Source organism: Croceibacterium sp. TMG7-5b_MA50, assembly GCF_039830145.1.
In the GTDB taxonomy this organism is placed as follows: domain Bacteria; phylum Pseudomonadota; class Alphaproteobacteria; order Sphingomonadales; family Sphingomonadaceae; genus Croceibacterium.
In genome coordinates this window covers 331338-356927 of the sequence record NZ_CP156082.1, presented here as the reverse complement: position 1 = coordinate 356927, position 25590 = coordinate 331338, and the positions used below count along the sequence as shown (strand labels likewise).

General features: G+C 69.1%; 27 protein-coding genes. 9 read left to right on the top strand and 18 right to left on the bottom strand.

Translation table 11 applies throughout. From position 1 onward, the window contains the following. Positions 1-6 precede the first annotated feature (6 nt). On the top strand, positions 7-1173 hold the full coding sequence (locus tag V5740_RS01825; protein ID WP_347303388.1) for a glycosyltransferase family 1 protein: 1167 nt from the start codon (positions 7-9) through the stop codon (positions 1171-1173). 9 nt (positions 1174-1182) lie between these two features. On the opposite strand, the gene V5740_RS01820 is transcribed toward V5740_RS01825, so the two are convergent. From V5740_RS01820 to V5740_RS01805, 4 genes are all read right to left on the bottom strand, one after another. Next, positions 1183-2511, bottom strand: coding sequence for a PQQ-binding-like beta-propeller repeat protein (locus V5740_RS01820; protein ID WP_347303387.1), 1329 nt, complete (start codon positions 2509-2511; stop codon positions 1183-1185). A gap of 3 nt (positions 2512-2514) precedes the next feature. Then, positions 2515-3297, bottom strand: coding sequence for a tetratricopeptide repeat protein (locus V5740_RS01815; protein ID WP_347303386.1), 783 nt, complete (start codon positions 3295-3297; stop codon positions 2515-2517). Between the two features lie 111 nt (positions 3298-3408). After that, on the bottom strand, positions 3409-4443 hold the full coding sequence (locus V5740_RS01810) for a glycosyltransferase (protein ID WP_347303385.1): 1035 nt from the start codon (positions 4441-4443) through the stop codon (positions 3409-3411). Next, positions 4443-5315, bottom strand: coding sequence for an alpha/beta hydrolase (locus tag V5740_RS01805; RefSeq protein ID WP_347303384.1), 873 nt, complete (start codon positions 5313-5315; stop codon positions 4443-4445). The genes V5740_RS01810 and V5740_RS01805 overlap by 1 nt, the downstream gene beginning before the upstream one ends. 90 nt (positions 5316-5405) lie before the next feature. Here V5740_RS01805 and V5740_RS01800 point away from each other — a divergent pair, with 90 nt between their 5' ends. Further along, on the top strand, positions 5406-6806 hold the full coding sequence (locus V5740_RS01800) for a protein adenylyltransferase SelO family protein (protein WP_347303383.1): 1401 nt from the start codon (positions 5406-5408) through the stop codon (positions 6804-6806). Between the two features lie 55 nt (positions 6807-6861). Further along, positions 6862-8280, top strand: a complete 1419-nt coding sequence (gene astD, locus V5740_RS01795; RefSeq protein ID WP_347303382.1) for a succinylglutamate-semialdehyde dehydrogenase — start codon at positions 6862-6864, stop codon at positions 8278-8280. 19 nt (positions 8281-8299) lie between these two features. Here astD and V5740_RS01790 read toward each other — a convergent pair whose 3' ends face one another. The 5 genes from V5740_RS01790 to V5740_RS01770 form a co-directional block, all read right to left on the bottom strand. Continuing rightward, on the bottom strand, positions 8300-8719 hold the full coding sequence (locus tag V5740_RS01790; protein WP_347303381.1) for a glycine zipper 2TM domain-containing protein: 420 nt from the start codon (positions 8717-8719) through the stop codon (positions 8300-8302). 97 nt (positions 8720-8816) lie between these two features. Then, entirely contained in the window at positions 8817-9857 is a 1041-nt protein-coding gene (gene pyrC / locus V5740_RS01785) for a dihydroorotase (protein WP_347304419.1), read from the bottom strand. A 155-nt stretch (positions 9858-10012) separates the two neighbouring features. Next, complete coding sequence (locus V5740_RS01780; protein ID WP_347303380.1) at positions 10013-11479, bottom strand: DUF87 domain-containing protein; 1467 nt, start codon at positions 11477-11479, stop codon at positions 10013-10015. A gap of 97 nt (positions 11480-11576) precedes the next feature. Continuing rightward, positions 11577-11993, bottom strand: a complete 417-nt coding sequence (locus V5740_RS01775) for a hypothetical protein (RefSeq protein ID WP_347303379.1) — start codon at positions 11991-11993, stop codon at positions 11577-11579. Between the two features lie 85 nt (positions 11994-12078). After that, positions 12079-13704, bottom strand: coding sequence for a phospholipase D family protein (locus V5740_RS01770; RefSeq protein WP_347303378.1), 1626 nt, complete (start codon positions 13702-13704; stop codon positions 12079-12081). Positions 13705-13768: 64 nt separating this feature from the next. Between V5740_RS01770 and V5740_RS01765 the strand changes: the two genes are divergently transcribed. Next, complete coding sequence (locus V5740_RS01765; RefSeq protein WP_347303377.1) at positions 13769-14491, top strand: folate-binding protein; 723 nt, start codon at positions 13769-13771, stop codon at positions 14489-14491. Here the strand turns inward: V5740_RS01765 and V5740_RS01760 are convergent. After that, the gene (locus V5740_RS01760; protein WP_347303376.1) at positions 14479-15051 is read right to left on the bottom strand and encodes a TetR family transcriptional regulator; all 573 of its coding nucleotides are present in this window, start codon (positions 15049-15051) and stop codon (positions 14479-14481) included. The two genes, V5740_RS01765 and V5740_RS01760, sit on opposite strands and share 13 nt — an antisense overlap. A gap of 28 nt (positions 15052-15079) precedes the next feature. Here V5740_RS01760 and V5740_RS01755 point away from each other — a divergent pair, with 28 nt between their 5' ends. Next, the gene (locus V5740_RS01755) at positions 15080-15985 is read left to right on the top strand and encodes a metal-dependent hydrolase (RefSeq protein ID WP_347303375.1); all 906 of its coding nucleotides are present in this window, start codon (positions 15080-15082) and stop codon (positions 15983-15985) included. Here the strand turns inward: V5740_RS01755 and V5740_RS01750 are convergent. The 3 genes from V5740_RS01750 to rplU all read right to left on the bottom strand — a co-directional run bounded on the left by V5740_RS01750 (position 15955) and on the right by rplU (position 17364). After that, positions 15955-16545 (bottom strand): GNAT family N-acetyltransferase, encoded by a 591-nt coding sequence (locus V5740_RS01750; RefSeq protein ID WP_347303374.1) that lies wholly within the window; start codon positions 16543-16545, stop codon positions 15955-15957. The genes V5740_RS01755 and V5740_RS01750 overlap by 31 nt on opposite strands. Positions 16546-16763: 218 nt before the next feature. Then, positions 16764-17033 (bottom strand): 50S ribosomal protein L27, encoded by a 270-nt coding sequence (rpmA, locus tag V5740_RS01745; protein ID WP_347303373.1) that lies wholly within the window; start codon positions 17031-17033, stop codon positions 16764-16766. A 28-nt stretch (positions 17034-17061) separates the two neighbouring features. Then, positions 17062-17364, bottom strand: coding sequence for a 50S ribosomal protein L21 (gene rplU, locus V5740_RS01740; protein ID WP_347303372.1), 303 nt, complete (start codon positions 17362-17364; stop codon positions 17062-17064). Between the two features lie 177 nt (positions 17365-17541). On the opposite strand from rplU, the gene V5740_RS01735 reads away from it, so the two are divergent. Then, complete coding sequence (locus V5740_RS01735) at positions 17542-18027, top strand: hypothetical protein (RefSeq protein ID WP_347303371.1); 486 nt, start codon at positions 17542-17544, stop codon at positions 18025-18027. Here the strand turns inward: V5740_RS01735 and V5740_RS01730 are convergent. From V5740_RS01730 to moaA, 3 genes are read right to left on the bottom strand one after another with little or no spacing between them, the layout of a single operon-like run. Beyond that, positions 18024-18497 carry a molybdenum cofactor biosynthesis protein MoaE gene (locus V5740_RS01730; RefSeq protein ID WP_347303370.1) on the bottom strand — a complete coding sequence of 158 codons (474 nt, stop codon included), beginning with the start codon at positions 18495-18497 and terminating at the stop codon, positions 18024-18026. The genes V5740_RS01735 and V5740_RS01730 overlap by 4 nt on opposite strands. A 1-nt stretch (position 18498) precedes the next feature. Beyond that, positions 18499-18738: a MoaD/ThiS family protein gene (locus V5740_RS01725; RefSeq protein WP_347303369.1), complete on the bottom strand. Its 240-nt coding sequence runs from the start codon at positions 18736-18738 to the stop codon at positions 18499-18501. Further along, a complete protein-coding gene (moaA, locus tag V5740_RS01720) occupies positions 18738-19742 on the bottom strand; it encodes a GTP 3',8-cyclase MoaA (RefSeq protein WP_347303368.1) in 1005 nt (334 codons plus the stop codon). Before moaA ends, V5740_RS01725 begins: the two co-directional genes overlap by 1 nt. Before the next feature lie 103 nt (positions 19743-19845). Here moaA and V5740_RS01715 point away from each other — a divergent pair, with 103 nt between their 5' ends. Genes V5740_RS01715 through V5740_RS01705 form a run of 3 tightly spaced genes read left to right on the top strand, consistent with a single transcriptional unit; the run spans position 19846 to position 22096 of the window. Beyond that, on the top strand, positions 19846-20268 hold the full coding sequence (locus V5740_RS01715) for a MarR family transcriptional regulator (protein WP_347303367.1): 423 nt from the start codon (positions 19846-19848) through the stop codon (positions 20266-20268). A 27-nt stretch (positions 20269-20295) separates the two neighbouring features. Continuing rightward, on the top strand, positions 20296-20895 hold the full coding sequence (locus tag V5740_RS01710) for a phosphatase PAP2 family protein (protein ID WP_347303366.1): 600 nt from the start codon (positions 20296-20298) through the stop codon (positions 20893-20895). Positions 20896-20935: 40 nt separating this feature from the next. After that, entirely contained in the window at positions 20936-22096 is a 1161-nt protein-coding gene (locus V5740_RS01705; protein WP_347303365.1) for an acyltransferase family protein, read from the top strand. Here the strand turns inward: V5740_RS01705 and V5740_RS01700 are convergent. Continuing rightward, entirely contained in the window at positions 22086-24377 is a 2292-nt protein-coding gene (locus V5740_RS01700; RefSeq protein ID WP_347303364.1) for an FdhF/YdeP family oxidoreductase, read from the bottom strand. The two genes, V5740_RS01705 and V5740_RS01700, sit on opposite strands and share 11 nt — an antisense overlap. 68 nt (positions 24378-24445) lie before the next feature. After that, positions 24446-25588 carry an HlyD family efflux transporter periplasmic adaptor subunit gene (locus V5740_RS01695; RefSeq protein ID WP_347304418.1) on the bottom strand — a complete coding sequence of 381 codons (1143 nt, stop codon included), beginning with the start codon at positions 25586-25588 and terminating at the stop codon, positions 24446-24448. Positions 25589-25590: the final 2 nt, after the last annotated feature.

The following is a 25590-nucleotide window of genomic DNA, read 5'->3' as shown; positions in this document are numbered from 1 at the left end:
GGGCGCATGGACATGAGTGCCCTTCGCGTTGCGCTGTTCAGCGGCAACTACAATTATGTGCGTGACGGCGCCAACCAGGCGCTGAACCGGCTGGTCGACTACCTGCTGCGGCAGGGTGCCGCCGTGCGCGTCTACGCCCCGACCGTCGAACAGCCCGCCTTCGAGCCGAAGGGCGATCTCGTCAGCGTCCCGTCGATCGCATTTCCCGGCCGTGGCGAGTACCGCTTCCCGCTGGGCCTGTCCGCCCCCCTGCGGCAGGATCTGGAGGCGTTCGGCCCCACCATCGTCCATCTCGCCTCCCCCGATATCGCCTGCCAGCAGGCGCTGTCATGGGCTCGGCGGCGTGATCTGCCGGTGCTCGCATCCGTCCACACCCGGTTCGAAACCTATCCCCGCTACTACCACCTGGGTTTCGCAGAGCCGCTGGTGGAGGCCATGCTGCGCCGCTTCTACAGTCGATGCGATGCCCTGGTCGCCCCGTCGGAGGGGATGGCGCAGGTGCTGCGCGATCAGGCGATGAACGGCGATATCGGACTATGGCAGCGCGGGGTGGACCGGGACATCTTCAACCCTGACGCCCGCGAACTTGCGTGGCGGCAGCAGCACGGGATCACCGATGGCGAGGTCGCCGTCGGCTTCCTCGGCCGACTGGTGATGGAGAAAGGGCTGGACGTGTTCGCCGGCACGATCGCCGAACTGCACAATCGCGGTCTTGCCGCGCGCGTGCTGGTCGTGGGCGAAGGGCCGGCGCATGGCTGGCTGGCATCTCACCTGCCGCCCGACACGGTATTCGTCGGTTTCCAGAAGGGAGCTGGTCTTGGTCGCGCGGTCGCGGCCATGGACCTGCTGCTGAACCCTTCGGTGACGGAGACCTTCGGTAACGTCACGCTGGAGGCGATGGCCTGCGGCGTGCCGGTGATCGGCGCGGACGCGACCGGCAGCAACAGCCTGATCGCTGCCGGAGAGACCGGCCTGCTGGTCACGCCGAGCGACATTCCCGGCTTCGCCGATGCGGTCGGTCGCCTGGTGACCGATCGCACCCTGCGCACCCGCATGGGGGCTGCGGGCGAGCGCCGCAGCGCTGCCTATAGCTGGGATGCGATCAATGCCGCGGTGGTGGACACCTACGCACGGCTGATCGGCGCACGCGGCACACTGCTGCGCGCCGCGTAACGCACGGGATCAGCGGAACGCCGTGATCCGGCCGCTCTCGTCCATGATGTAGAGCATTCCGCCGGCAACCGTCGGGGCATGGTTCACCGCCTCGTCCAGGTCGGTGAAAGGGGTCGCCGCGCCAGTGGCGGGATCGACCGACTGGACCGAACCGCGCGAGCTGGCGATCCATAGCTTGCCCCCGGCCGCGACAGGGCCGGTCCAGAACACCGGCCCTTCACGATCTTCCGCATCGCGCCAGCGCTGCAGCTGCGTGATCCACTTCACCCGACCGGTCGCCTTGGCAATCGCCAGCAGGCGGGAATCATCTGTCAGCGTGAAGATCCAGTCGCCTGCGATCGTCGGCGTCGAAATGCCGGCGAGGTTCAGCTCCCACACGCGCTGCCCGGTCAGCAGTTCGTAAGCCGCCATGCGCCCGCCCTGCCCCAGCGCATATACGCGGCCGGCATCGATGATCGGATCGGCATCGACGTCGGTCAGCGAACCGACCTGCGTGGACAACGATGTCCTCGCCAGCGCGTCCGACCACAGCGTACGCCCGTTCTCGTACCGGTAGGCGACCAGTTCACCGCTGGAATAGCCGGCGATCACCGTGCCCTGCCCCGCCGCAGGTGCCGCGACGCCGAACACGCCCGATTGGCCACTGGCCGCGACATCGCGCCAGATCGGCTTGCCATCGGCCATCGCCAGCGCGTGGATCTGGTTGTCCTGCGTCATGACGTAGACGGCGTTGAAGGCCACGGTCGGCGCACCGCGCAGCGGCCCCGCCGGCTTCTGCCGCCAGATCTCCGTCCCGTCGGTGGCGTTCATCGCGATCACGTCGCCCGCGCCATCGGTCACATACAGGCGGCCATCGAAATAGCTGGCGCCGCCGCCATAGGTCACCCCAGCCAGGTTACGCGGCACCTCGATCCGGTGAGTCCAGCGTACCGCTCCGCTGGCGGCGTCGAACGCGTGGACCACGCCATCGGTATCCACCACGAACAGGGAACCGCCGCCCACCACCGGGCTCGCCGCCAGCCGCCGCCGGTTGGTCGATCCCGCGATCTGCACATCCCATACCCGTGTCGGGGCGGCCGACAGCGCCGCATGGCCGGGCGACTTGGCCGCGTTCCCGCCGGGCTGCGGCCAGTCGGGCGTGGGCGCCTGCGCCGGCAGCACCACGGGAGTCCCGGCGAGCGCCTCGTCCGCCTCCACCACCTGCGACACTCGCGACAGGATCGGGGTGCGGTTGCCGACGGTCGGGGTACGCGGCCCATCGTCGCCGCCGAAGATACCGCAGGCGGCAAGCAGCGACAGCAGCGGCAGGGCCAGCAGGGTGCGCGTGTTACGAAGCATGGATCAATCCTGTTGCGCGGTGGCAGGGGCGGCGCCGCCCGGCGCCTCCAGCTGCAGGTCGGCATCATCGACCGCATCGAAGCCGAGCATGCCGGCAAGCTGCCGGGTGCGGGAACGGAGCGATGGCGGCACCGCCTCGTCCCGCGCGACCTGCACCAGCAGCGGCCCGGCAAGGTCCGTGCGGTTCTGTTTGAGGTAGGCCATCGCCACCAGTTCGCCGGCGCTGCCGAACCAGGGATTGCCCGGCACTGCCAACGGCTTCAGCCGGTCGATGATGACCTGCGGCTGCACATCCTCGAACTCGGCGGCGGCGAGACGGATCGTGGCGATATCGCGGTACGGCTTGGGCGCAGCGTCATCCGCGCTCATCGTGCGGTAGATCGCCAGCGCCTCGTCCCGCCGCTCCCCGCGCAGGGCCAGCCCGGCCTGGGCCAGCCTGGCGGACAGGGCGGCGGCATCGTTGCCGTCCTCGGCGATGGCGGCGAGTTCCTTCTCCGCCTGCTCACGCGATCCGCCTTCCATTTCGTCCAGCGCCGATACGAGCTGTTCGGAACGCTTCTCCGCCGCGTTGGCCTGCCAGTCCCGCCACAGCAGCCAGCCGCCCAGCGCCAGCAGTAGCGCCAGAACGCCCAGCCCGATCGGGATGGCGTAGCGGCGCACCTTGCTGGCGAACTCCTCCTTGCGCACCGCCTCGTCGATCTCGCGCACCAGCACGTTTTCCTCCGCCTGCCGGCGTGCGGCCAGCCGTTCGGCGCGGGCGGTGTCGTAGTCGGTAGGAGAGGCCAAGGTCTGTCGATCTGTTGCTAGGGAAAGGCGGCGCTGTTTAGCGCATGGGCCTCGCAATTCAATTCCCGGCGTGAACCCTGTCTGAAGCTGCACCGAATAGTGACGGCTTCGTCAGCGGCGCAGCAGCCCACGATAGAGCGCCCGGTGCCGCTCCACGGTGGTGGCGAGCGCGTGTTCGCTTTCGACCAGCTTGCGGTTGGCGGTGCCGATCATCGTCCGGCTGGCGGGGTCACCCGCGACCGTCACGACCCGGTCGGCAACGGTCGCCTTGTCCTCCACCAGCAAGGGGCCGTTCGCACTGGCGAGCACTTCCGCCGCAGCGCCCCGCGGCGCGACGACCGGCAGACGTGCGGCCATGGCCTGCAACAGCAGCCCGGACGTGGGCGTGACGGTGGCGGCCAACAGGTCCAGCAACGGCAGCACGCGCTCCGCAGCCGCAGTGCCGGCAAACAGCAGGCGGTGGTCCTGCTCGTTTGCTTCCGCCGTGGCCAGCAGCGCCGCACGGTCCAGCCCATCTCCCCACAACACCACCTGCCATTCATCAGGCAGCCGCGGCAGTGCGACGATCAGGGGCGCGGAATCGCTGCCGGGCGGCACGCCCAGCCACAGCTCGTCTCGCCGCTTGACCAGACCGGGCAGCGCGTCGCGCTTGGCCACGCGGACAAACGGGGCAAGGTCGATACCATCGGCGATGCGCCGCACCCGGCTTCTCGGTTGCTGCCAGCGTTCCAGCGCCAGCCGCTCCGTACCGGCATCCGGCACCACGATCGCCGCAGTGCGCCCGAACGCGATCCGGCGGGCGAGCGCGCCACCCTGCCCGCCCTCCCCCTCGTGATGGACCAGCGGCGCCAGTCCGTAGACATCGGCGAACAGGGTATGCGCCAACACCGCGTCAAGCGCGCCGCTGCCCCAGGTACACAGCAGGTCGTAGCCGGCCATTGCCGCCGCCAGCCGCTTCAACCGCGCGGGCCAGCGCCGTCCGGCAAGCGGGGGCAGATCGGCACGGGCGATGCCTCGACCGCTTGTGGGCGGCGCGTCACCTGCCAGCGCCTGCGTGCTCTCGCCCGACATGCCGGCGATCACCGCCGCGCAGCGTTCCGGCATCGCGTCCGCGCCCGGCGCGACCCAGTGCAGGATGCCCGCCATCAGCCTGCTTCCGCCACGCGTGCCAGCAGGCGGCTGATCGCCTGCTGGGCGATCGGCTCCTCCAGCGTCGGCGCATGCCCGGTGCGCGGCACCGTCACCGCCTCCAGCCCGGGCACCTCGCGCGCCATGCGGTCCAGCGTGGCCCCAGACAGAATGTCCGACAGCTCACCCCGCAGCACCAGCACCGGCCGCCCGCTGAGGGCGCGCAGCAGCGGCCATAGATCCGGCGCCTCCCCGGCGGGCGGCGCGGCGAAGGGCTCGGCGATCTTCATGTCATAGTCGAACACGATGCGCCCGCCCGCGCCCACGCACATCAGCCGCTTGGCCATTCGCAGCCAATCCGCGATGGCATGGTCGGGATGCGCTTCCCCGGCCTGCTCCCGCAAGGCACGCGCGGCATGCATCCAGGTGGGGAAGCTGCGCCCCTGACCGACATAGTCGCGGATGCGGGCGAGGCCCGTCTCCTCGATTTCCGGTCCGATGTCGTTCAGCACCGCGCCGGCGAACCGTTCGAGCTGCATGGCCGCCAGCAACATGGTGACAATCCCGCCCAGCGAGGTACCGATGGCGACCACCCGCTCCAATTCCGCCTGTTCCAGCAGCGCGGCGATGTCCGCGACATAGCGCATCGGCATGTAGCTGGCGGAATCGCGCGCATAGTCGCTCTGCCCCCGGCCGCGCAGATCCACGCACAGCACGCGCCACTCGCCGGCCAAGGCATCCACCACCGGCTCGAAATCGCGGGCGTTGCGGGTCAGGCCGGGGATGCACAGGATCGGCGGGCGGTCCATGCGCCCCGGATAGTCGCGGCAGCGCAGGACCAGCCCGTCATCGCTGGTCCATTCCAGCACCTCGAACCCAGTATCCTGCATCGACCCGCCTGTAATCCCGGGCGCGGTTCGCGCCTGCCTAATCCAGGCGCGCGGTTGCGCGCCCGCCTGCCCGTGCCCACTATTGCGGGGATGCGCGCCGAACCGCAACCCGCCCCCTATCGCCCCGACCCCGCCATTGCCGCCATCGCGCCGTGGCTGGGCGACGTGGTCGCTGCGGCGGACTTCCCGCAAAGGGTCCTGCGGTTCCGCAACGATCGCTGGGACAAGGCGGTTGGCCTGAGTGAGCTGACGGAGGCGGAATGGGTGCGGCACTTCGCCCGCTTCACCCCCCTGCCCGGCAACCTGCCAGCGCCGCTCGCACTGCGGTATCACGGCCATCAGTTCCAGGTGTACAACCCTGACCTGGGCGACGGACGCGGCTTCCTGCATGCGCAGCTGCGTGACGGCGCGGGGCGGCTGCTCGATCTCGGCACTAAGGGCAGCGGCACCACGCCATATAGCCGTACCGCCGATGGCCGGCTGACGCTGAAGGGCGCCGTGCGGGAGATCCTGGCGACCGAGATGCTGGAGGCGCTCGGCGTGAACACCAGCAAGACGTTCAGCGTGGTGGAAACGGGCGAGGAACTATGGCGCGGGGACGAACCGAGCCCGACCCGCTCCGCCGTGATGGTCCGGCTCAGCCACGGGCACATCCGCATCGGCAGCTTCCAACGCCTCGCCGCGCTGGAGGAGGACGACCACCTCGCGGCGCTGGTCGATTATTGCCTGCGCCACTATCCCGGACCACCGCCCCCGACGGACGCTCCGGGCCGGGACGAACCGGCCGTCATCCTGCTGCACCAGGTGGCGGAGCGACTGGCCGATCTCGCCGCCAGCTACATGGTGGCGGGCTTCGTCCATGGCGTGCTCAACACCGACAACATGAACATAACGGGCGAAAGCTTCGACTACGGCCCGTGGCGCTGGCTGCCGCGCTGGGACGCGGGCTTCACCGCCGCCTACTTCGACCATGCGGGCCTGTATGCCTTCGGCCGCCAGCCGGAGGCGATCCGCTGGAACCTGATGCAACTGGCAATCGCCCTGCGTCGGCTGGCGGACAGCGAGCCGTTGATGGCCGCGCTGAACAGCTTCGCCGGGCATTACAACGCGGCCATGGCGCGCCGCTTCTGCTGGCGGCTGGGTGTGGCCAGTCAGGGCACGGACGCGGACTTCGCGCTGATCGCCGCGGCGGAACGGGAGATGAGGGCCGGCGGGATCGGTCCTGACGCGTTCTTCTTCGCCCATCGTGAAGGTCGGGATGCCGAGGGCGATCTGGCTGCGGCCCTCGCCGGATACCAGCGGGTCGCCAGCGATGATCCACTCTGGGCGGAGGCACCGCCGAGTCTGCTGATCGAGGAGCTCGAAGCCTTGTGGCAGCCGATCGCCGAGCATGACGACTGGCAGCCTCTGCACGCCAAGGTTGTGGCGATCCGGCGACTAGGGGAGGCACTCGGCGAGCCGCCCGTTCCCGCCGGTCATCTGCCCGTTTGACGATCGCCGCCCGGCAGCTAGAACCCCGCTTTTCGCATATATCAAGGTGTTGCCCGTGCCAGATGCCGAGATCGTTTCGTTCGAGCCCGCCACCGGGGTGGAGCTGTGGCGCGGGGCTGTGGGCGACGTGGATGCCGCCGTGGAGCGGGCGCGCCAGAGCTGGCCGCAATGGGCGGCCCGGCCGCTCGCCAACCGGATCGAACTGCTGCGCCGCTTCGCCAACGAGGTGCGCAGCGGACAGGATGCATTCGCCGATCTGATCGCGCGCGAGACGGGGAAGCCCCGCTGGGAGGCGGTGACCGAGGTCGAGGCGGTGATCGCCAAGGTGGAGATCAGCATCAAGGCCTATGCCGAGCGCACCGGGCAGCGGCGACTGGACGGCGCGATGGGCGCGACCGCAGCCGTGCGGCACAAGCCGCACGGGGTGATGGCGGTGCTCGGCCCTTACAATTTCCCGGCCCACCTTCCCAATGGGCACGTCGTGCCGGCGCTGATCGCGGGTAACGCCGTGATCTTCAAGCCGAGCGAGAAGACGCCTGCAACCGGCGCCTTCCTGATCGCGTGCCTGCACCGGGCCGGAGTGCCGGAGGACGCGGCGCAACTGCTGGTCGGCGGACCGGATGAAGGACGCGCTTTGGTGGCGCATCCGGACGTCGGCGGCGTGCTGTTCACCGGCTCCGCCAAAGCGGGGATCGCGATCAACCGCGCCTTGGCGGAGGAGCCGGGCAAGATCGTCGCGCTGGAGATGGGCGGCAACAACCCGCTGGTGGTGTGGAACACGCCGCTGGTCAGCGATGCCGCGGCGCTGATCGTGCAGTCCGCCTTCACCACCGCCGGCCAGCGCTGCACCGCCGCGCGGCGGCTGATCGTACAGGACAGCCTGTTCGATGCCGTGATGGCCGAGGTCGCCGCCCTGACAGAGCGGATGGTGATCGGCGCGCCGTTCGACGATCCGCAGCCCTTCATGGGGCCCGTGATCGACAATGCCGCGGCAGAGCAGCTGACGGAAGGCTTCGTCGACCTGCTGTCGCGCGGCGGGCGGGCGATCGTGCCGATGCGGCGGCCGATGGGCGGCGACCTGCCATTCGTCACCCCGGCGCTGATCGACATGAGCCAGGCGGGCAAGCGGCCTGATGAGGAGCTGTTCGGCCCGCTGCTGCAGGTGATTCGGGTGGGCGATTTCGACGAGGCGATCGCGGTCGCCAATGACACCCGGTTCGGCCTGTCGGCCAGCCTGGTGGGTGGGTCACCGCAGGAATACAACCGCTTTTGGGCCAATATCCGGGCGGGGATCGTCAACTGGAACCGGCCGACGAACGGGGCAAGTTCCGCGGCGCCGTTCGGCGGCGTGGGCCTGTCGGGCAATCATCGCCCGGCCGCCTTCTACGCCGCCGATTATTGCGCCTATCCCGTGGCCAGCACCGAAGTGCCGCAGCCACGGGCCAGCGTTGGGGTCGGCTTCCGGGCCGGTTGAGACCGGCCCGGTACCGGGCTTAGCGGCAGCGGACGCCCGTGCCTTCGATCTCCCGGCCCAGCAGCGCGCCACCGGCGGCGCCGAGCACGGTGCCGAGGGTCCGGTCACGGCCACCGTCGATCTCCCGGCCGAGCAGGGCACCCGCCGCACCGCCGACGATCAGGCCGGTCGTGCCGCTCTTGCGCTCGCAACGGGGGCGGTAATCGCGATCACGGTCGTAGCGGCGATCGTAGTCCCGGTCGCGGCGGCCGTAGCGACGATCGTCGCGATCACGGCGCCACTGGTTCCATTCCGTCCCCGACTGGTCCGACGCCTGGTCGAACGTCGCGAAGGTCGCGCTGCGCGCCTGCGGCAGCTCGGCCGCGGCAGCCGGCATCGCGGTGGCGATCGCACCAGTGGCGGCGAGAGCGAGAGCGGCGTTCTTGAACAGGGTCTTCATGGCTGGTCTCCTTTGAACCAAACGTGTCGTTGGTTCATGTTTAGACCCGACTAGCTGAACAATCGGCAACCAAGCTGCAAGAAAAGTACCTTTCCACTCAGTTCGTCGACAAAATCTTCCAGCCCATCGTCTCACCGGCGTGAAACGGCACGATCGTGGTGCCGTGAGCGTCGATTTCGCCGGGGACGACCACCTCCGACCGCTCCAGCGTCACCGAATCCTCGTTCACCGGCAACCGGTAGAAGGCCGGACCGGCGAGGCTCGCGAACTGCTCGAAGTGCTCGAGCGCGTTTTCCTCATCGAAAACAGTGAGGTAGCTTTCGAGCGCGTGAGGCGCGTTGAAGATGCCGGCGCAGCCGCAGCCCGATTCCTTCAGGTGCCGGGCATGCGGCGCCGTATCGGTGCCGAGGAAGAACTTGCCGGACCCGCCGGTCGCTGCGCGGCGCAGCGCGAGTCGATGCTCCTCCCGCTTGGCAACGGGCAGGCAATAGGCATGCGGACGGATGCCGCCGACCAGCATGGCGTTGCGATTGATGTGCAGGTGCTGCGGCGTGATGGTCGCAGCGACGTTCGATCCGGCAGCCTCCACGAACTGCACCGCCTGGATCGTGGTCGCATGTTCCAGCACGACGCGCAGCCCCGGCATGTCGCGCAGCAACGGAGTCAGGATCCGGTCGATGAACACCGCCTCCCGATCGAAGATGTCGATGTCGGGATCGGTCACTTCCCCATGCACGCACAGCGGCATGCCGATCCGTTCCATCACCTCCAACACGCGGCGGATGTTCGCGATGGAGGTGACGCCGCTCGCCGAATTGGTGGTGGCGCCGGCGGGATACAGCTTGGCGGCCGTGAAGATGCCCGCGGCGCGCCCGTCGGCAAGGTCGATCGGGCTGGTGCCGTCCGTCAGATAGCAGGTCATCAGCGGGGTGAAGCCGCTGCCTTCGGGCACGGCCGCCATGATCCGGCTACGATATGCCTCCGCCATGGCGGCGGTGGTGACCGGGGGGACGAGGTTGGGCATGATGATCGCCCGCCCGAATACCCGTGCCGTGTAGGGCGTGACGCCGGTCAGCACGTCGCCGTCACGCAGGTGGACATGCCAGTCATCCGGGCGACGGATGGTGATTTGGTTCATGTTCACTGCGTTGTTCCTGACTAAGTTGACACTAAGTTGACACCTGCGAAGCATGCCGCCCAACCGTTAATCTGCGGGCGGAAGTGCAGGCGCGCACAGCGCCGCATCCTGTGCCACAAGCAGGGCCTGTAGGACAGGTTTGCGGCAATGCGTGGTCAGTCGACCAGCGCGGCGATGCCCGGCACGGTGACGCTGCGTTCGCCGCCGTAATCCTCCCGCACGACGATCAGCCCGCGTTTTTCCAGATGATCGAGCAGGCGCCGGATGCGGCTGGGGCTGCTGGTGCCGTAGACGCGGGCGAGCTGATCCTCGTCAGGGGTGCCGTGGCCCTGAGCCGCGCTGCGGGCGATCAGCAGGAACGGGGCGAGCAGGTCGTCCTCCAGCGGGGCGGCGAGCTGCAGGATGGCGGCGCGGGTATCGGCCTCCACCCGGTCCATGCCGGCCAGCGCCAGCGCGAACCGGCGGCGGAAGCCGGCCATGTCGATCCCAGCCGACGGCACCTGATACCGGCGGCATTGCATCAGGAACGTCTGGAACAGGGTAGCCGTCGGCGTGAAGGCGGCCTTGGGATCGGCGGCGAGTTCACGCAGCACCATCTCGACCCGCTCGGCCCCGCCGGACGCTGGCGCGGCGGCCTCCGCCTCCTCGGCCTGCGCGTCCAGTTCGGCCATGCGCTCGGCCAGTCGCTCAGCACCGCTCGGCTGGTCGGCGACGAAGGCGGCGGGCGGCGGTGCCGGCGTGCTCCCCCGCTCCGCCGCGGCTTCCGCCAGTTCGGCGTGGAGCAGGTCCTTCATCTCCGCCGGGGCGGCGGACGGCAACGGCAGCAGCCCGCTGCCGGTGGTGGTGCGGGGCCCTGAACGGACGGCACCGATCCTGACCTTCAGCGGCACGCGGGTGATCGCCGGCCCCAGCCCCAGGAACATGCCGCGATCCAAGTCACGGATCTGTTCGGCCTGGCGCCGCTCCATGCCCAGCAGGTCCGCCGCGCGGATCATGTCGATGTCGAGAAAGGTGCGTCCCATCAGGAAATTGGACGCTTCCGCCGCGACATTCTTGGCGAGCTTCGCCAGCCGCTGCGTCGCGACGATGCCGGCGAGGCCGCGCTTGCGCCCGCGGCACATGAGGTTGGTCATGGCATTGAGGCTGAGGCGGCGCGTATCCTCGCTGATCTCGCCACCGGCGGCGGGCGCGAACATCTGCGCCTCGTCCACCACGACCAGCACGGGATACCAGTGTTCGCGCGGGGCATCGAACAAAGCGGTCAGGAAATGCGCGGCGCAACGGATCTGCTGTTCCACGTCCAGCCCGTCCAGCGACAGGACCACGGATGCGCGGTGTTGCCGCGTGCGCGCGGCCAGTGCCTCGATCTCCGCGGCGGAATGGCCGGCGCCGTCGATCACCACATGGTCGAAATGATCGGCCAGGGTGACGAAGTCGCCCTCCGGGTCGATCACGATCTGCTGCACGATGCCGGCGGATTCCTCCAGCAGGCGTCGCAGCAGGTGCGACTTGCCGCTGCCGGAATTGCCCTGCACCAGCAGCCGGGTGGCCAGCAGTTCCTCTATGTCGACGTGGACGGGGGCGCCCGCCTGATCCTGCCCGATGATGACCCGCGATTCCATTGCCGCCCGCATGTAGCGGGCAGCACGCGCATGCCCAAGGCCGAGCCTGACAATGGCGGGGCGTTTTCCCCCGCCTTCACCCGTCAGCTTGTCGCCATCAGCTTTCGGTGGGCCGGTGCAGGCGGACCTTCAGGGCAAACGGATCATTGCCGCGATCATCCGCGCCGGGCTGATGATGCACGCGGATCGTGTAGGCGCCGCCCTTGACCAGGTTCTGGCGAATGTCCTGCGCGCCCGATCCGCTGGCGATCGGCTCGCCATCACCCGGCACCAGCACGTCGAACGCGATCAGCGGCGATCCGTCCAGCGCCACTTCCAGCACCTGCCCGGCGCGCGCGCGGACACGGTAATCATGCGAGCCGTCACCTTCCACGCTGCCCGCCAGCGTGGTCGTATCCGTACCGCGCAGGAACCGCACATCGGTGGAGCCAAGCTGGTTCAACCAGTATCCGCCCGCCGGCACCGCCAGCGCCAGCGTGCCCACCACGGCCCCTTGCAAGATCGTCAGCGCCATCGGCTGGAATCCTCCCATGTAATTCGCGGGTCTTTGTCGCCCGCAATGGAAGGCTATCGGATCGCCGGGGCGATTGCCAGCGCCGTTACAACAGCCATGCGATCGGCAGGCGGCTGGCGACCGCGATCATCAGGTGCGCGGCCCAGCCCATCCCCGGTTCCGACCGGCAGACCTCGCCCTCCCGCTCCCACTCCATGGCGCCGCCCTGCCCCAGGCGCACGCGCCAGGCGTGGCGCGGAATGCCATCGGCAAAGGCATCGGCGACCTGCCCGGCAAGTTCGGGGGAGCGGATGATGAAGCCCATTTCCGTATTGAGGTCGATGGAGCGCTGGTCGAGGTTGAAGGAGCCGATGAACAGGCGTTCCCGATCCACGGTGAAGGTCTTGGCATGCAGCGTCGATGCGCCGGCGCGATAGGCGGCGGTCCGCCCCGTGCCGCTGCCCGCCAGATTGCTGCCGATGCCCAGCCGCACGCCGCGCCGCCGTTGCTTGCGGGTGAGGCGGTCCTGGTCGCTCCGCGCGATCTCCCACAGGTGGACGCCCGCTGCCAGCAATTGTCGCCGCCACGGTGCATAGCCGGCATGGACCATCGGCACGTCGCTGGCGGAATAGCCGTTGGTCAGGACGCAGACGGTCACGCCCTGCCGCGCCAGTTCGCACAGCTCCGCCACATTGCGCTCCCCTGGCACGAAGTAGCCGGAGATAATGCCGAATTCCTGCCGCGGGGTGCCGATCGCCTTCTGGAGCTGCCCGGCGAGCAGGCCGCGGCGCCCTGCCTTGCCCGCGATCTTGCGGGGATCGTCGCTGATCATGTCGACCGGCGCCCAGTGCAGCGGCAGCGTGCCGTCCTCCAGCTGGTCGAGCAGCGGCAGCGTCTCGATCCGCTCCACATAGGCGCGGGCGGAGGCATCCCGCTCCACCAGCGAGGCCCTGCGGGCCAGCTTGCGGCGCTGCGCCTGTCCGACCGGCCACAGGATCTGCGTGGCGGGGAAGGCGGCGGCGCACTTCCAGTACCGCTGGAAGTCGGCCGCAACCTCCGGGACCACCTCGCCGATCGCCAGCACGTCCAGGTCGGCGAACAGCGGCCCTTCGTGCGCGCCGAAATATTCGTCGCCGATGTTGCGCCCGCCGACGATGGTGGCGGCGCAATCCGCCGTCAGGCTCTTGTTGTGCATCCGCCGGTTCAGGCGGCGGAAGTCCGTCAGGAAGCCGACCGCCTTGGGCCAGCGGATGCGGAACGGGTTGAACAGCCGCACCTCGATCAGCGGATGGGCGTCGAGCGCGGCCAGCGCGCGATCCAGCCCGGCGATGCCGTTGTCGTCCAGCAGCACCCGAACCCGCACGCCCCGCTCCGCCGCCTTGTGCAGCTCCTCCAGCAGCAGGGTGCCGGTGCGGTCGCCGTGCCAGATGTAATATTGCAGGTCGAGCGTGCGCTGCGCCCGGCGGATCAGCAGCAGGCGGGCGGCAAAGGCATCCAGCCCATCTTCCAGCAAGTGCAGGCCCGACAGGCCCGGATGCGCCGCGCATTGCCGTTCCGCCCCCTTGGCCAGCCGCGTCTCCCGCTGGGGCGGGGCGTGGCGGGGAATCGGCTCGCTGCGGGGCCGGTGGCGGCGCGGCAGGCGGCTGGCGAGCACCAGCGTGCCGAAGCCGGCGGCGAGCGCGGCGGCGGTGGCGGCCACGGGATGGGCCTTGATCCAGGGGGGGACGCGCATGAGCGGCACCGTGGCCATTTGCGGCGGGGCTTGCAACCGGGCATGTGCCTGCCATCTGGGCGCCATGGAACAGGGACGTCTGTACGATCGGGCCGTGATACGGCTCAGCGACGAAGGTGACGCGCCGGCCGCATTCCTGCAGGGGCTGGTGACGAACGATGTCGGTGGCGCGCTGCCCGCATGGGCCGGGCTGCTGAGCGCGCAGGGCAAGGCGCTGTTCGACTTCCTGGTCTGGCCGGGAGAGGACGGATCGCTGCTCCTGGACTGCGAGGCGGCGTTCGCGGACGAGCTGGTCCGGCGGCTGTCGCTTTATCGCCTGCGCAAGAAGATCGGTATCGCCCGCGACGATGCGTTGGCGGTGTACTGGCAGGCGGACGGCGCGGCGGGTTCGCCCGATCCGCGCCTGCCTGCGCTGGGGCGGCGATGGATCGGCCCGGCCGATGGCAGCGCGCCGGCGGCGGATGGCGCGTGGCTGCGTCACCGGCTGTCACTGGGCGTGGCGGAAGGCCGCACGGAGCTGGGCGACACGCTGTGGCTGGAGGCCAATGCGGTGGAGCTGAACGGGGTCAGCTTCACCAAGGGATGCTATGTCGGGCAGGAGAACACGGCACGCATGAACTGGCGCCAGAAGGTCAATCGCCGGCTGGTGGTGGTGCCGGCGGACCGTGGTGACGCGACGCGGCGGCGGGTGGAATATCCGGAGCTGGGGCTCGCCGTCGATCATCTGCGGGTCGCTGACATTCCCGCCGACCTGCGGCCCGGGTGGATGCCGCTTCAGGAAGGCTGAGCCAGCGCGGCGGCGACCAGCGCCTCCGCCTGCGTGCGCGCGGCGCCGGGACCGAGGTCCATGGCGCCCGCCAGCCGCTGACCCAGCAGCGCATCGCCCAGCGCCAGCAGCACCAGCGCCAGCGCAGTCTCGTGCAGGCGCGCGGGCGCCGCGCTGCCATTGCCGAAAAGGCCGTCCACCACCTGCCGGATCGCGGCGGCGAAGGGATCAAGCGCACCGTCCTGCCCGGTCGCCAGCATCCACTGCGCCAGCGCGCCCCCGCCCCCCGGCCCGAAGGCGTCGAACACCAGGTCGACGATCGCGCGCGGCGATGCGAGGCCACCCTGCACCGACGCCGCGATGGAGGCGGCGACCTGCGCCGTCAGGTGCTGGGCCAGCGCCTGCTGCAGGCCCGCCGCGCTGCCGAAATGGTGCAGCAGGTTGGCATGGGTCCGCCCGACCTTGGCCGCCACCGCCTTCAGCGTCACCGCCGCGGGACCATCCGCCAAGAGCAGCGCATGCGCGGCGGCCAGCGCCAACGCACGGCTCTCCTCCGATGACAGGCGCGTTCTTATTGACATTGGTGTCAGCTAATCCCAGCTTGACGGCATGAACAGGATCAATGGCCTAGAAGGCACCTCGCCCGTCGGCAAGCAGCCGGCGACCCCGCCCATCCAGGTGCGCGACCGCCGCTTTGGCCGCGCGCGCCATGGTCATGCGCCTGCCGCCCGCTGGTGGGCCGATGGCGACCCGGTCGGCACGGCCTGGCTGAACGGGCTGTCCGTCACCTTCCCCGAAGGCGAGACGCTGTTTATTGATGCGGTGAAAGCCTTCCGCGACGGCGTGCCGCCCAGGCTGGCGGCGGAGATCCGCGACTTCGTGAAGCAGGAGGTGAACCACACCCGCGAACACCTCGCCTTCAACCGCGCGGTCGCCGATGCCGGGTACGACCTGACGGCGGTCGAGGCGCGGCTGCATTCGTTGATCGGCCAGGTACGCGAACAGCCGCCCATCGTGTGGCTGGGAGTGACCGTCGCGCTGGAGCATTTCACCGCCCTGTTCGCGCACGAGTTCCTGGCGCAGCCCGGCCGCTACATCACCGGCGAAAACGAGCAGGCGGAATTGTGGCGCTGGCATTCCGTTGAGGAGATCGAGCACAAGGCGGTCGCCTTCGACACCTGGAACCATGCGACACGGGGCTGGAGCCGGTGGCGGCGCTGGTCGCTGCGTTCTGCCCTGATGCTGCGCGTGACGCGCAACTTCATGCGCAGCGCCAACGCCGATGCGCTGGACCTGATGGCGCAGGACGGGATCACCGGCTGGCGGGCCAAGGCGCGGCTTGGCTGGTACCTGCTGGGCCGACCGGGCATGCTGCGCCGGCTGCTACCGGCCTGGGCGTCGTTCTTCCTGCCCGGCTTCCATCCATGGGATCGGGACGATTCCGCATTGGTGCGGGGCTACGACGCGCCCCGCACCCGCAAGGGTCAGGCGGCGGCGTTGATCCCGGCGACATAAGGCGCCGGGGTGGTCCAGCAGGCCGGCGGAACTGGTTGCGGTTCTTCCGCCGTCAGGTCCGCCAGATATTCGACCGTGGCCACCGGCCCGCCCCGCGCAAGACTGGCGAGGACATAAGTCTGCCCGGTGGGCCGAAAGCCGGCCGCGAGCAGCACGTGGCCCGATGCCGGGTTGTCGGCCATGTGCCGCCCACCCAGCCGGCGGTGACCCAAGCCACGGGCGAGCTCCAGCAGACCGCCCAGCGCCTCCCGCGCGAAGCCGCGCCCCTGCAGCGTGGGCGTGATCCAGTAGCCGACCTCCGCCGGGCGATCATTGCCGAAGCAATGCAGCCCGCAGCCGCCGATGATCTGCCCGCCCAGGTCCGGCAGGGTCACCAGCAGGCTGGGCAGGTACGGATCGCGCGGTGCGCCGATCCAGGCGAGCGCGTCGGCCTCCTCGTAAGGCCAGGGCACGCGGGCAAGCATCCGCGCCACCTGCTCGTGCGCGATCGCGCGCGTTAGCGCGGGCGCATCCTCTTCCCAGGCAGGCCGCAGGAACAGCCGTTCGGTGCGGATGAACATTCTCGTGTCTCCAATCCCGCCACGCACCCGTCCTTTGCAGGTGCGTGTGGCGAAGTGATGGCAACCCTGTTGCAAATTGATGCTGGCGGGCTGCCGGCGGAGAGGGAGAATGCAAAAAAGGGAGACGGGGCGGCCCCATCTCCCTCTGTCGATGCCGGTTTCATGTCGCCGGCTGGGCCATCCCGTCTGGACAGCCCCGTCAGCGACCTGTCCGTATGTTATTCGGCAGCCTCGGCCATCATGTCCACGGACACGTAGGAACGGCCCAGCTTGCCCTGGTGGAAGCGCACGCGGCCTTCCGCGGTGGCAAACAGGGTGTGATCCTTGCCCATGCCGACATTGGCGCCCGGGTAGAACTTCGTCCCCCGCTGGCGCACGATAATGTTGCCGCCGATCACTTCCTGACCGCCGAACTTCTTCACGCCGAGGCGCCGGCCTTCCGAGTCGCGACCGTTGCGCGACGAGCCGCCTGCTTTCTTGTGTGCCATTGTCTAAACTCCTTCGGGCCCGACGGGCTCAGGCCTTGCCGACCGAAACGATGCGCAGCAGGGTCAGCTGCTGGCGATGACCGTTCTTGCGGCGGTAATTGTGACGGCGGCGCTTCTTGAACACGACCACCTTCTCGCTCTTGGCCTGCGCGATGATCTCCGCGCTGACGGTCACGCCCGCCACGTCGGCCAGATCGCCGCCTTCGCCAGCCAGCAGCACATCGCCCAGCGTGATCGTCTCGCCAGCGTCGCCCGCCAGCTTCTCGACCGCGATCTTGTCTCCTGCGGCGACGCGGTACTGCTTGCCGCCGGTGCGCACTACTGCGAACATGGTCTCTCGTATCCGTTCTGCGAGGGCGCCCCACCGCGGAACGCCAAAAGAGGCACCCGAAACGGGCGCCGGAAAGTGCAGGGCCGTTAAGGGACGGCGGCGCGGCTGTCAATGCCTGCGCACTGCCCGAACCGGCCATCTGGCCCTGCCGCCCCGCCCCCGCTAAGGCGGTGGACGATGCGCTGCAATCCCATTCTCGCCGCCCTCCTGCTGCCTGTCCTGCTGTCGGCCTGTGCCGGTGCGGCGGAAGGCTATCCGAGCCTGGCGATTCGCCCGGCCGAGCGGCAGACCGGCCAGTGGACCCCGCCGCCCGCCTACGTCCCGCCGGCGCCGGCCAGCACGACCCTCGCCAGCCTGGAGGCGCTGGCGGCGGAAGCCCGCAGCGCGCATGCCGCCTTCACCACCGAAGCCGCCAGGGCGACCCGGACCGTCGTCGCCGCACGCGGGGCCACCAGTGGCGAGGCATGGGCCCGGGCCGAGGTCGCCCGCGCCTCCCTCGCCGCAGCGCGCAGCCGCACACTGGTGCCACTCGCCAGCATCGACCGGCTGTATGTCGATGCCTCCAATGCGGGTGAGGACCTGAACCGCCTCGCCGCCGTGCTGGCGGAGGTGGAGGCGCTGGCCGCCGAGGAGGACCGGGTGCTGGCGGACCTCGCCCGCTAGGCCCCGGCGCCCTCGCCATCCCGGTCCCGCCAACGGGCAAGATCGGCATGATCCTGCTCGCGCGGCTCGATCCAGTGCCAGCCGTCGGCGCGCTGCTCCCGTTTCCAGAACCAGGCATCGGACTTCAGGTGATCCATCGCGAAGTCGGCCGCCTGAAACGCATCACGCCGGTGGCGGGCGGCTGCGGCGACCAGCACGATTGGCTCGCCCGGGCGCATGGTACCGGTGCGGTGCCAGATGAGCAGGCCCGCCAATTGCCAGCGCGCCTGAACCTGGTGCGCCAGCGCCTCCATGCCCGGCAGCGTCAATGGCGCGTAATGCGTGAGCTCCAGCGCGAGCACATCCTGCTCGGCCCGGACCTGCCCCACGAAGCTGGCGATGCCGCCCGCCTCCGCATGAGTGGCGGCGAAGCTGTCGATCGCCTCGCCCGGCGCGAACGGCGCATCCAGCAGGCGGACGTCGGCCGTCACCTCAGCCCCCGCTGACCGGAGGCAGCAGCGCCACCTCGTCACCGGCGGCAGCCTGCAACTGCGTCTTGTCGGCCAGCAGCGCACCATTCAGCGCCAGCCGCACGCGATCACTGGCGGCCTGCGCCGCCAGCGCCGTCCCCAGCGCGCCGAGCAAGCCGGGCCAGTCGAGCGGCGCCGACACCTCGCGCGTCGGCGTGCCGGCGAGTTCCGCCAGCTTGCCCAGGAACACCAGAGTGATCATCAGCCCCCCGTCAGCGACATATGCCGCGGCTGCGCCGGTGCGGCACCCCGCGCATGGGCGAAATGGTGGCGTTCGGGCTTGATCGCCATGGCAGTGTCAAGCGCCGCCGCCAGTTGCAGGTCCGGCGCATCGGAGCGCAGGGCCGTGCGCAGGTCCACCCGTTCCGCCCCGCCGAGACAGGCATAGAGCTGCCCCGTCGCGGTCACCCGGATGCGGTTGCAGCTGGCGCAGAAATTGTTGGTCAACGGCGTGATGAAGCCCAGCCGGCCGCCGGTTTGCGCCACATCGACATAGCGGGCCGGCCCGCCGGACCGGTGCGGGCTGTCCACCAGCGTCCAGCGCCGTTCCAGTTCGTCCCGCACGGCGGTGAGCGGCAGGTAATGGTCGACCCGCTCGCCTTCCACCTCGCCCAACGGCATGACCTCGATCAGCGTGACCTCGTGCCCATGGCCGTGCGCCCAGGCGATCAGGTCGGGCAGTTCGTGCTGGTTCAGCCCCTTCAGCGCCACCGCGTTGAGCTTGACCTTCAGCCCCGCGGCGGTGGCGGCGCGGATCCCCTCCAGCACCTGCGCCAACTGGTCCCGCCGGGACAGTTCGAAGAACAAGCCGGGGTCGAGCGTGTCGAGCGAGACGTTCACGCGGCGGACGCCGGCGGCGAACAGCGCGTCGGCATAGGCGGCAAGCTGTGTGCCGTTGGTGGTAAGCGTCAGCTCCTCCAACCCGTCACCGATCCGGCGGCCGAGCGCCTGGACCAGTTCGATCACATCGCGCCGCACCAAGGGCTCGCCGCCCGTCAGGCGGATCTTGCGGATGCCGCGATCGATCATGGCGAGGCCGAGCCGGTGCATCTCCTCCAGGCTCAGCACCTCGCGCCGGGGCAGGAACTGCATGCGTTCGGGCATGCAATAGGTGCAGCGCAGATCGCAGCGGTCCGTCACCGACAGGCGCAGATAGGTGATGCGCCGGTTGAACGCATCCACGAGGGGGCCGGCCGAACAGCTCATCTGCCGCAGAAGCTAGGGATGGCAAACACGAACGGCAACGCCCTTTGCGTCCGCTACTGCACGACGGATTGTTTCAGCAGCAACAATGCCTAAAAGTGCGCGCATGTCGGACATCCTCAATGATCCCATGCCGCAACTGCCCGGATATGCGCTGCGCCGGGCGCATACCGCCATCGCGGCGGAGCTTGCGGGCCGGCTGGCGACGCTGGACCTCCGCCAGGCGGATGCAAGCGTGCTCATCCTGGTGGGTGCCAATCCCGGCGTCACGGCCGCGGCGCTGGGGCGGCAACTCGACATTCAGCGGGCCAACATGGTCCCGCTGCTGAAACGGCTGGAGGATGCGGGCCTGATCGAGCGGGAGCCGATCGACGGCAAGAGCCAGGGGCTGGAACTGCGCCCGGCCGGGCAGGAGCGGATGCGGGCGGCGCGCGCCATCATCGACGTGTTCGAGGCGGAGGTGCTGCAGCGCATTCCCGCAGAACATCGCGATCATCTGGTGCCCGCGCTCAACGCGCTCTGGCGGTAGGGCCCCGGCATCCCTAGGTTGCCGGCAATGGACCGCCGAGAGATGACCGAGACGCAGGGCGACGTGGCCGATCTGGCGGAACCCTTGTTCGAGCTGGACCGCAAGGCGCGTGACGTGCTGCACCCGCATCACCGCACGCCGCTGGTACGCGGGCTGCGCGTCATCGGCGAGGCGGGGGACCAGCCGCAATTGCGGCTCCTGTGCGCCGGCGTGGCGCTGGTGGGGCTGATGCGCGGCGATGCCAAGATGGTGCGGGCCGGCGCGCGCATGCTGCTGGCGCACGAGGTGGCGACCGCGGCCAAGAGCGCGGTCAAGGCCTCCGTCGATCGCTGGCGCCCGCGCAGCAGCGCCGATGGCAAGGATCACCGCCCGCAGCCGGGCGGCCAGCCGGCGAAGGAATTGTCGAGCTTCCCGTCGGGCCACAGCGCCGGCGCGCTGGCGGTGGCGGCTGCCTTCGCCGCCGAATACCCGCAGCACCGCACCGCCGCGCTGGGTGCGGCCGGTGCGATCGGGGCCATCCAGGTGCCGACCTGCGCGCATTACCCCAGCGACGTGCTCGCCGGCTGGACCGTCGGCGGCGTGGCGGCGGCGCTGGTCAACCGGCTGTTCGGCCGCCGGGGAACCTAACCCCGTCGAGGTACTTGCCCCCCATCAGGGAGCATCAACATTGGCCAGCACACCGGCACCACGCGAACATTACTGGGATACGCTGCGCGCCTGCGCGATGCTGCTGGGCATCCCGTACCATGTCGCGCTCTGTTACCGCGTGGGACAGGACTGGATCGTGCGCACGGGTGAAGGCGTACCCGGCATGGCGCTGCTGGCGGAGCTGATCCACCTTTTCCGCATGCCGACCTTCTTCACCATCGCCGGCTATTTCGCCGCCATGCTGCTGGCGCGCCGTGCGCCCGGCACCTGGCTGCGCGGCCGGGTCAAGCGGCTGGGCCTGCCATTCATCGCCACGATCCTGACGCTGGTACCGCTGCTGAACCTCGCCTGCGAGTTCTCTACCCTCCCCTATGCGGAAGCGTTGCGCTCGTTCCGCAACAATTCGCTGACCTCGGGCGGGTACTGGGTGCGGCACCTGTGGTTCATCATCGTGCTGCTGTATTGCAGTGCGCTCGCCGCCGGGCTGGTCCGGCTGGTGCCAGCGCTGACACAATGGCGCCTGGCGCCGGCGACCGACGCGCTGCTGGCCAGGCATCTGCCGGTGACGCTGCTGGCGACGGCCATCGTAATCGGCCTGTGGCAGGGCGCGGCGGTGGAGGCGTTCTGGGACTGGGGCTTCGCCACCAACCTGTACCAGCAGATCCTGCGCATCGATGAATTCATCGCCTACCTGCCATGGTTCGTGCTCGGCTGCCTGCTGCAGCGGATGCCGGCAGTACAGGCGCGGTTCGGGCAGGTGAGCCCGGCGATGGTCGCGCTGGCGCTGGCGGGCACGGTGGCATCTGTGCTTTGGGGGCAGGCGGTACATCCCGCCACTGGGCGTTTCATCGCCACCTTTGCCGCGCTGGGCTGGACGCAGGTGCTGGTGGCGGCGGCGCGCACCTGGTTCGACCGGCCGAGCCGCCCCGTTCAGGCGGTGACAGAGGCGGCGTTCGTGATCTACCTGTTCCACATGCCCATCGCCATCTGGCTGGCATGGCTGGGCACAGCCGTGCCGGTCAGCCCATGGATCAAGGTGCTGGCAGTCAATGCGCTGACCCTGGCACTGTCATGGGGGGCGTGGCTGGTGATCCGCCGGGTCGGCGCATTGTCGCTCGCCTTCAATGGCGTGCGCGGGCCGCTGCCGCTGCACCGCAGCGGGCTGACGGCTACGCCCTGATCTTCACGGGCACTCCCTTGGCCGCGGGTGTCTTCGACATCTCGTCATGATACCATAGCGGCACCAGCGGATTGAGTTCGGGGAAATAGCCCGCGAGGGTGCCGTCCGGCAGATCATATGGTGTGACGGTGAGGCCGCCGACCTCCCGCACCTCGTCATCGCCGGCATCGCCCACCAGCGTCACCCGCTGCCCTTCGACCAAACCCAGCCGCTGCATCTCCGCCGGGCTGACCAGCACGATCATGCGGCTGCCGGACAGGCCGCGAAGGCGGTCCGAATGGCCGTAGATCGTGGTGTTGAACTGGTCGTTGGACCTCAGCGTCACGAGATGGAACCGATCAGCCGTCCGCTCCACCCCGCACGCATTGAGAACGGTTGGCGTGGTGAATTCCGCCTTGCCGCTTTCCGTCTTCCAAATCCGGTCATGCGCCGCATTGCCGCGATAGAAGCCGCCCGCCTGCCACATGCGGGTGTTCATGTCGTGGAACTGTTCGGGCCAGGTGCGGGCGATCAGATCGCGCACCAGCCCGTAATCGGCGGTCCATTCGTCCCACCGTGCCTGCGGGTTCGGGTCGAGCGTCGCCTTGGCCAGGCCGGCGACGATCGCCAGTTCCGACTTCAGCAGCTCGCCTGCAGGGGTTCTGCGGCCTTGCGAGCCGTAGATGTGACTGAAACTGTCCTCCATGCTCACGGATTGCGGTCCACTCGCCTGCATGTCCTCTTCCGCACGGACGAGGCAGGGCAGGATCCAGGCGCTCTTGCCCGGCATGCAGTGCGTGGTGTTGAGCTTGGTGGCGATGTGGACGGTCAGCTCCATTTCGGCCCAGGCCTTGTGGACGCGCTGATGCTCCGGCACGGCCATCGCCAGATTGCCGCCAAGGCCGATGAAGCCCTTGTTCTCGCCCGTCAGCAGCGCCTCCAGGAAGGTGACGGTGGTGTGCCCCTCCTCCATCGGCGGCTCGAACCCGAACAGCTCACGATACTTGTCGTTCGGCGCCAGTTCGGGCTTTTCGGTGATGCCGACGGTGCGCTGCCCCTGCACGTTGGAATGGCCGCGGATCGGATTGCAGCCGGCACCCTCCCGCCCGATGTTGCCGCGCAGCAGCAGCAGGTTGACTAGCATGCCGATCGTCTGTCCGCCATGGACGTGCTGCGTCAGGCCCATGCCATAGATGCCGATCACACGCTCCGCGGCGCAGTAAATGTCGGCGGCGGCCTCCAGGTCGGCGCGTGACAGGCCGGAATCCGCCTCGATCTCGTCCCATCCGGTCGCGTCCAGCTTGGCGAGGAAATCGTCAATGCCATGGGTGTGCTGATCGATGAAGCCGTGATCCAACACCGGAGCCGCACCGGCCGCCTTTGCCGCCGTCTCACGTTCCAGCACCCGTTTGCACAGGCCCATTATCGCCGCGATGTCACCGCCGGGGCGCACCTGCAGGTACATGTGGTTCATCTTCGTGGGCGTACCGACCGTCATCTGGAGCGGGTTCTGCGGATCGGTGAACTCGATCAGCCCCTTTTCTTTCAGCGGGTTGAAGACGATGATCTTGCAGCCACGCTCCACCGCGTCCTTCAGCGGGTGCAGGATGCGGGGACTGTTGGTGCCGGGGTTCTGCCCGAAATAGAAGATCGCGTCGCACTTCGACAGATCCTCGAACGTGCAGGTACCGACGGGTGAGCCGGTGACCTTCTTCAGCCCGACCGACGTCGTCTCGTGGCACATGTTGGAACTGTCGGGCAGATTGTTGTGCCCGTACATCCGCGCGAACAGGGCGTAGAGGTAGGAAGGCTCCAACGCGGCCTTGCCACTGGCGTAGAAGGTGACGGACTTGGGATCGAGTTCCCGCAGCTTCTGACCGATGGCGGTGAAGGCCGTATCCCAGCTGACCGGCAGATAGCGGTCGGTGCCGGCATCGTACCGTAGCGGTTGCGTCAGCCGGCCCTGCATCTCCAGCTCGTAATCGCCCATGTCGCGCAATTCCGTGACGGTGTGCCGCGCGAAGAACTCGGACCGGCAGCGCGCGGTGGTCAGGTCCCAGATGGTCGCCTTGGCGCCGTTCTCACAAAATTCGAACGCATGCGGGTTGGGCGGCTTGGCCCAGGCGCAGGAGGTGCACATGTAGCCGCCGGGCTTGTTCTGCCGCGACAGGGTCTCGATCGCACCGGGCGTGGCGCGTTCGCGCAAAGCGACGCGGGCGATCCCTTCCAGCGAACCCCAGCCGCCGGTGGAGCCGCTATATTCGCGGGGCGTCGCCGCACCCTTGCCATCGCCTGTGTCCATCCGCCGCGTCCCGCCTTGTTCCTCTGCCTGTGGCAAGAACGCGCAAGGTGGCGGATGGGTTCAGGCGCCTACTTCTCCCGCATCGCCTGATGCGTGGTCTTCAGCAGCGGCTTGGTGAGGTACTGGAACACGGTCTGCTCACCCGTCTTGATGTCCGCGGTGGCGGTCATGCCGGGCTGCAGGTCGATCCGCTCCCCCGCATTGCGCGGGCGCAGGTCGGATATGTCGACCTCCAGCGTCACGCGATAATAGGTGTTGGTGCGGCCGTCGCCCGTCTCCTCGCTCAGCGTGTCGGGCCCGACATAGACCACCTTGCCGTTGGCGGAACCGTAGATGGTGTAATCGTAGGCGTCGAAGTTCACCCGCGCCTCCTGCCCGCGGCGGACATAGGCGATGTCGCGCGGCGGCACCTGCGCCTCCACGATCAGGCGCTCTTCGGTGGGCACGATCTGCAGCACCTCGTCCCCCGGGGCCAGCACACCGCCGATCGTGGTCAGGCGCACGTTCTTGACGATGCCGGTGGCGGGCGCGACCAGGTTGGCCGCCTGCACCGAGCGTTCGCGCTGCGCCAGCTCCTGCTGGGCGGCGACCAGCTCCTCCTCCGTCTGGGTGAATTCGGTCTGCAGTTCCTGGATGTACTGGGAGCGGATGTTGCTCATTTGCCCTTCGGTCTGCACCACCTCACGCCGCATGCGGATGATTTCCGACCGGGCAACGTCGCCGCTGCCGACCAGCGGCTGGTTCAGCGACAGCTCCTCCCGCTGCAGGGTGGCCATCGCGCCGAGCGACGCGAGTTCGGATTGCAGCGCGGCACGCCGGCGCTGAAACAATTGCCGCTGATTGGCCACGAATTCGGGGAACTGGGAGACGGAGGCCGGGAAAGTGAGCGGCCGGTCGAACAGCTCGGCATTGATCCGCGCCATGCGGCTCTGCAACGCGGCGACGCGGGCGCGGGATTCGCGGATGCCGGCGTCCAGCTTCACTCGATCCAGTTCGACCAGCAACTGGCCCTTCTCCACCCGGTCGCCTTCGCGCACATTGATGGCCGCAATCGGGCCGCCTTCCTCGCTCTGCACGATCTGCACCCGGCCGAACGGAATGACCCGGCCGGGGGCGCGGGTGACCTGGTCCAGCGTGGCCCAGTTGGCCCACAGGATGAAGCCGACCAGCGCCACCGCGATGGTGATGATGATCCAGTACGATGAACGCATGC

What these genes read in the sequence shown, in the direction of transcription:
- V5740_RS01825 (WP_347303388.1), top strand. Translation starts at nt 7, where the DNA reads ATGGACATGAGTGCCCTTCGCGTTGCGCTGTTCAGCGGCAACTACAAT.
- V5740_RS01820 (WP_347303387.1), bottom strand. Translation starts at nt 2,511, where the DNA reads ATGCTTCGTAACACGCGCACCCTGCTGGCCCTGCCGCTGCTGTCGCTG.
- V5740_RS01810 (WP_347303385.1), bottom strand. Translation starts at nt 4,443, where the DNA reads ATGGCGGGCATCCTGCACTGGGTCGCGCCGGGCGCGGACGCGATGCCG.
- V5740_RS01805 (WP_347303384.1), bottom strand. Translation starts at nt 5,315, where the DNA reads ATGCAGGATACTGGGTTCGAGGTGCTGGAATGGACCAGCGATGACGGG.
- V5740_RS01800 (WP_347303383.1), top strand. Translation starts at nt 5,406, where the DNA reads ATGCGCGCCGAACCGCAACCCGCCCCCTATCGCCCCGACCCCGCCATT.
- V5740_RS01790 (WP_347303381.1), bottom strand. Translation starts at nt 8,719, where the DNA reads ATGAAGACCCTGTTCAAGAACGCCGCTCTCGCTCTCGCCGCCACTGGT.
- pyrC (WP_347304419.1), bottom strand. Translation starts at nt 9,857, where the DNA reads ATGAACCAAATCACCATCCGTCGCCCGGATGACTGGCATGTCCACCTG.
- V5740_RS01780 (WP_347303380.1), bottom strand. Translation starts at nt 11,479, where the DNA reads ATGGAATCGCGGGTCATCATCGGGCAGGATCAGGCGGGCGCCCCCGTC.
- V5740_RS01775 (WP_347303379.1), bottom strand. Translation starts at nt 11,993, where the DNA reads ATGGCGCTGACGATCTTGCAAGGGGCCGTGGTGGGCACGCTGGCGCTG.
- V5740_RS01770 (WP_347303378.1), bottom strand. Translation starts at nt 13,704, where the DNA reads ATGCGCGTCCCCCCCTGGATCAAGGCCCATCCCGTGGCCGCCACCGCC.
- V5740_RS01765 (WP_347303377.1), top strand. Translation starts at nt 13,769, where the DNA reads ATGGAACAGGGACGTCTGTACGATCGGGCCGTGATACGGCTCAGCGAC.
- V5740_RS01760 (WP_347303376.1), bottom strand. Translation starts at nt 15,051, where the DNA reads ATGTCAATAAGAACGCGCCTGTCATCGGAGGAGAGCCGTGCGTTGGCG.
- V5740_RS01755 (WP_347303375.1), top strand. Translation starts at nt 15,080, where the DNA reads ATGAACAGGATCAATGGCCTAGAAGGCACCTCGCCCGTCGGCAAGCAG.
- V5740_RS01750 (WP_347303374.1), bottom strand. Translation starts at nt 16,545, where the DNA reads ATGTTCATCCGCACCGAACGGCTGTTCCTGCGGCCTGCCTGGGAAGAG.
- rpmA (WP_347303373.1), bottom strand. Translation starts at nt 17,033, where the DNA reads ATGGCACACAAGAAAGCAGGCGGCTCGTCGCGCAACGGTCGCGACTCG.
- rplU (WP_347303372.1), bottom strand. Translation starts at nt 17,364, where the DNA reads ATGTTCGCAGTAGTGCGCACCGGCGGCAAGCAGTACCGCGTCGCCGCA.
- V5740_RS01735 (WP_347303371.1), top strand. Translation starts at nt 17,542, where the DNA reads ATGCGCTGCAATCCCATTCTCGCCGCCCTCCTGCTGCCTGTCCTGCTG.
- V5740_RS01725 (WP_347303369.1), bottom strand. Translation starts at nt 18,738, where the DNA reads ATGATCACTCTGGTGTTCCTGGGCAAGCTGGCGGAACTCGCCGGCACG.
- moaA (WP_347303368.1), bottom strand. Translation starts at nt 19,742, where the DNA reads ATGAGCTGTTCGGCCGGCCCCCTCGTGGATGCGTTCAACCGGCGCATC.
- V5740_RS01715 (WP_347303367.1), top strand. Translation starts at nt 19,846, where the DNA reads ATGTCGGACATCCTCAATGATCCCATGCCGCAACTGCCCGGATATGCG.
- V5740_RS01710 (WP_347303366.1), top strand. Translation starts at nt 20,296, where the DNA reads ATGGACCGCCGAGAGATGACCGAGACGCAGGGCGACGTGGCCGATCTG.
- V5740_RS01700 (WP_347303364.1), bottom strand. Translation starts at nt 24,377, where the DNA reads ATGGACACAGGCGATGGCAAGGGTGCGGCGACGCCCCGCGAATATAGC.
- V5740_RS01695 (WP_347304418.1), bottom strand. Translation starts at nt 25,588, where the DNA reads ATGCGTTCATCGTACTGGATCATCATCACCATCGCGGTGGCGCTGGTC.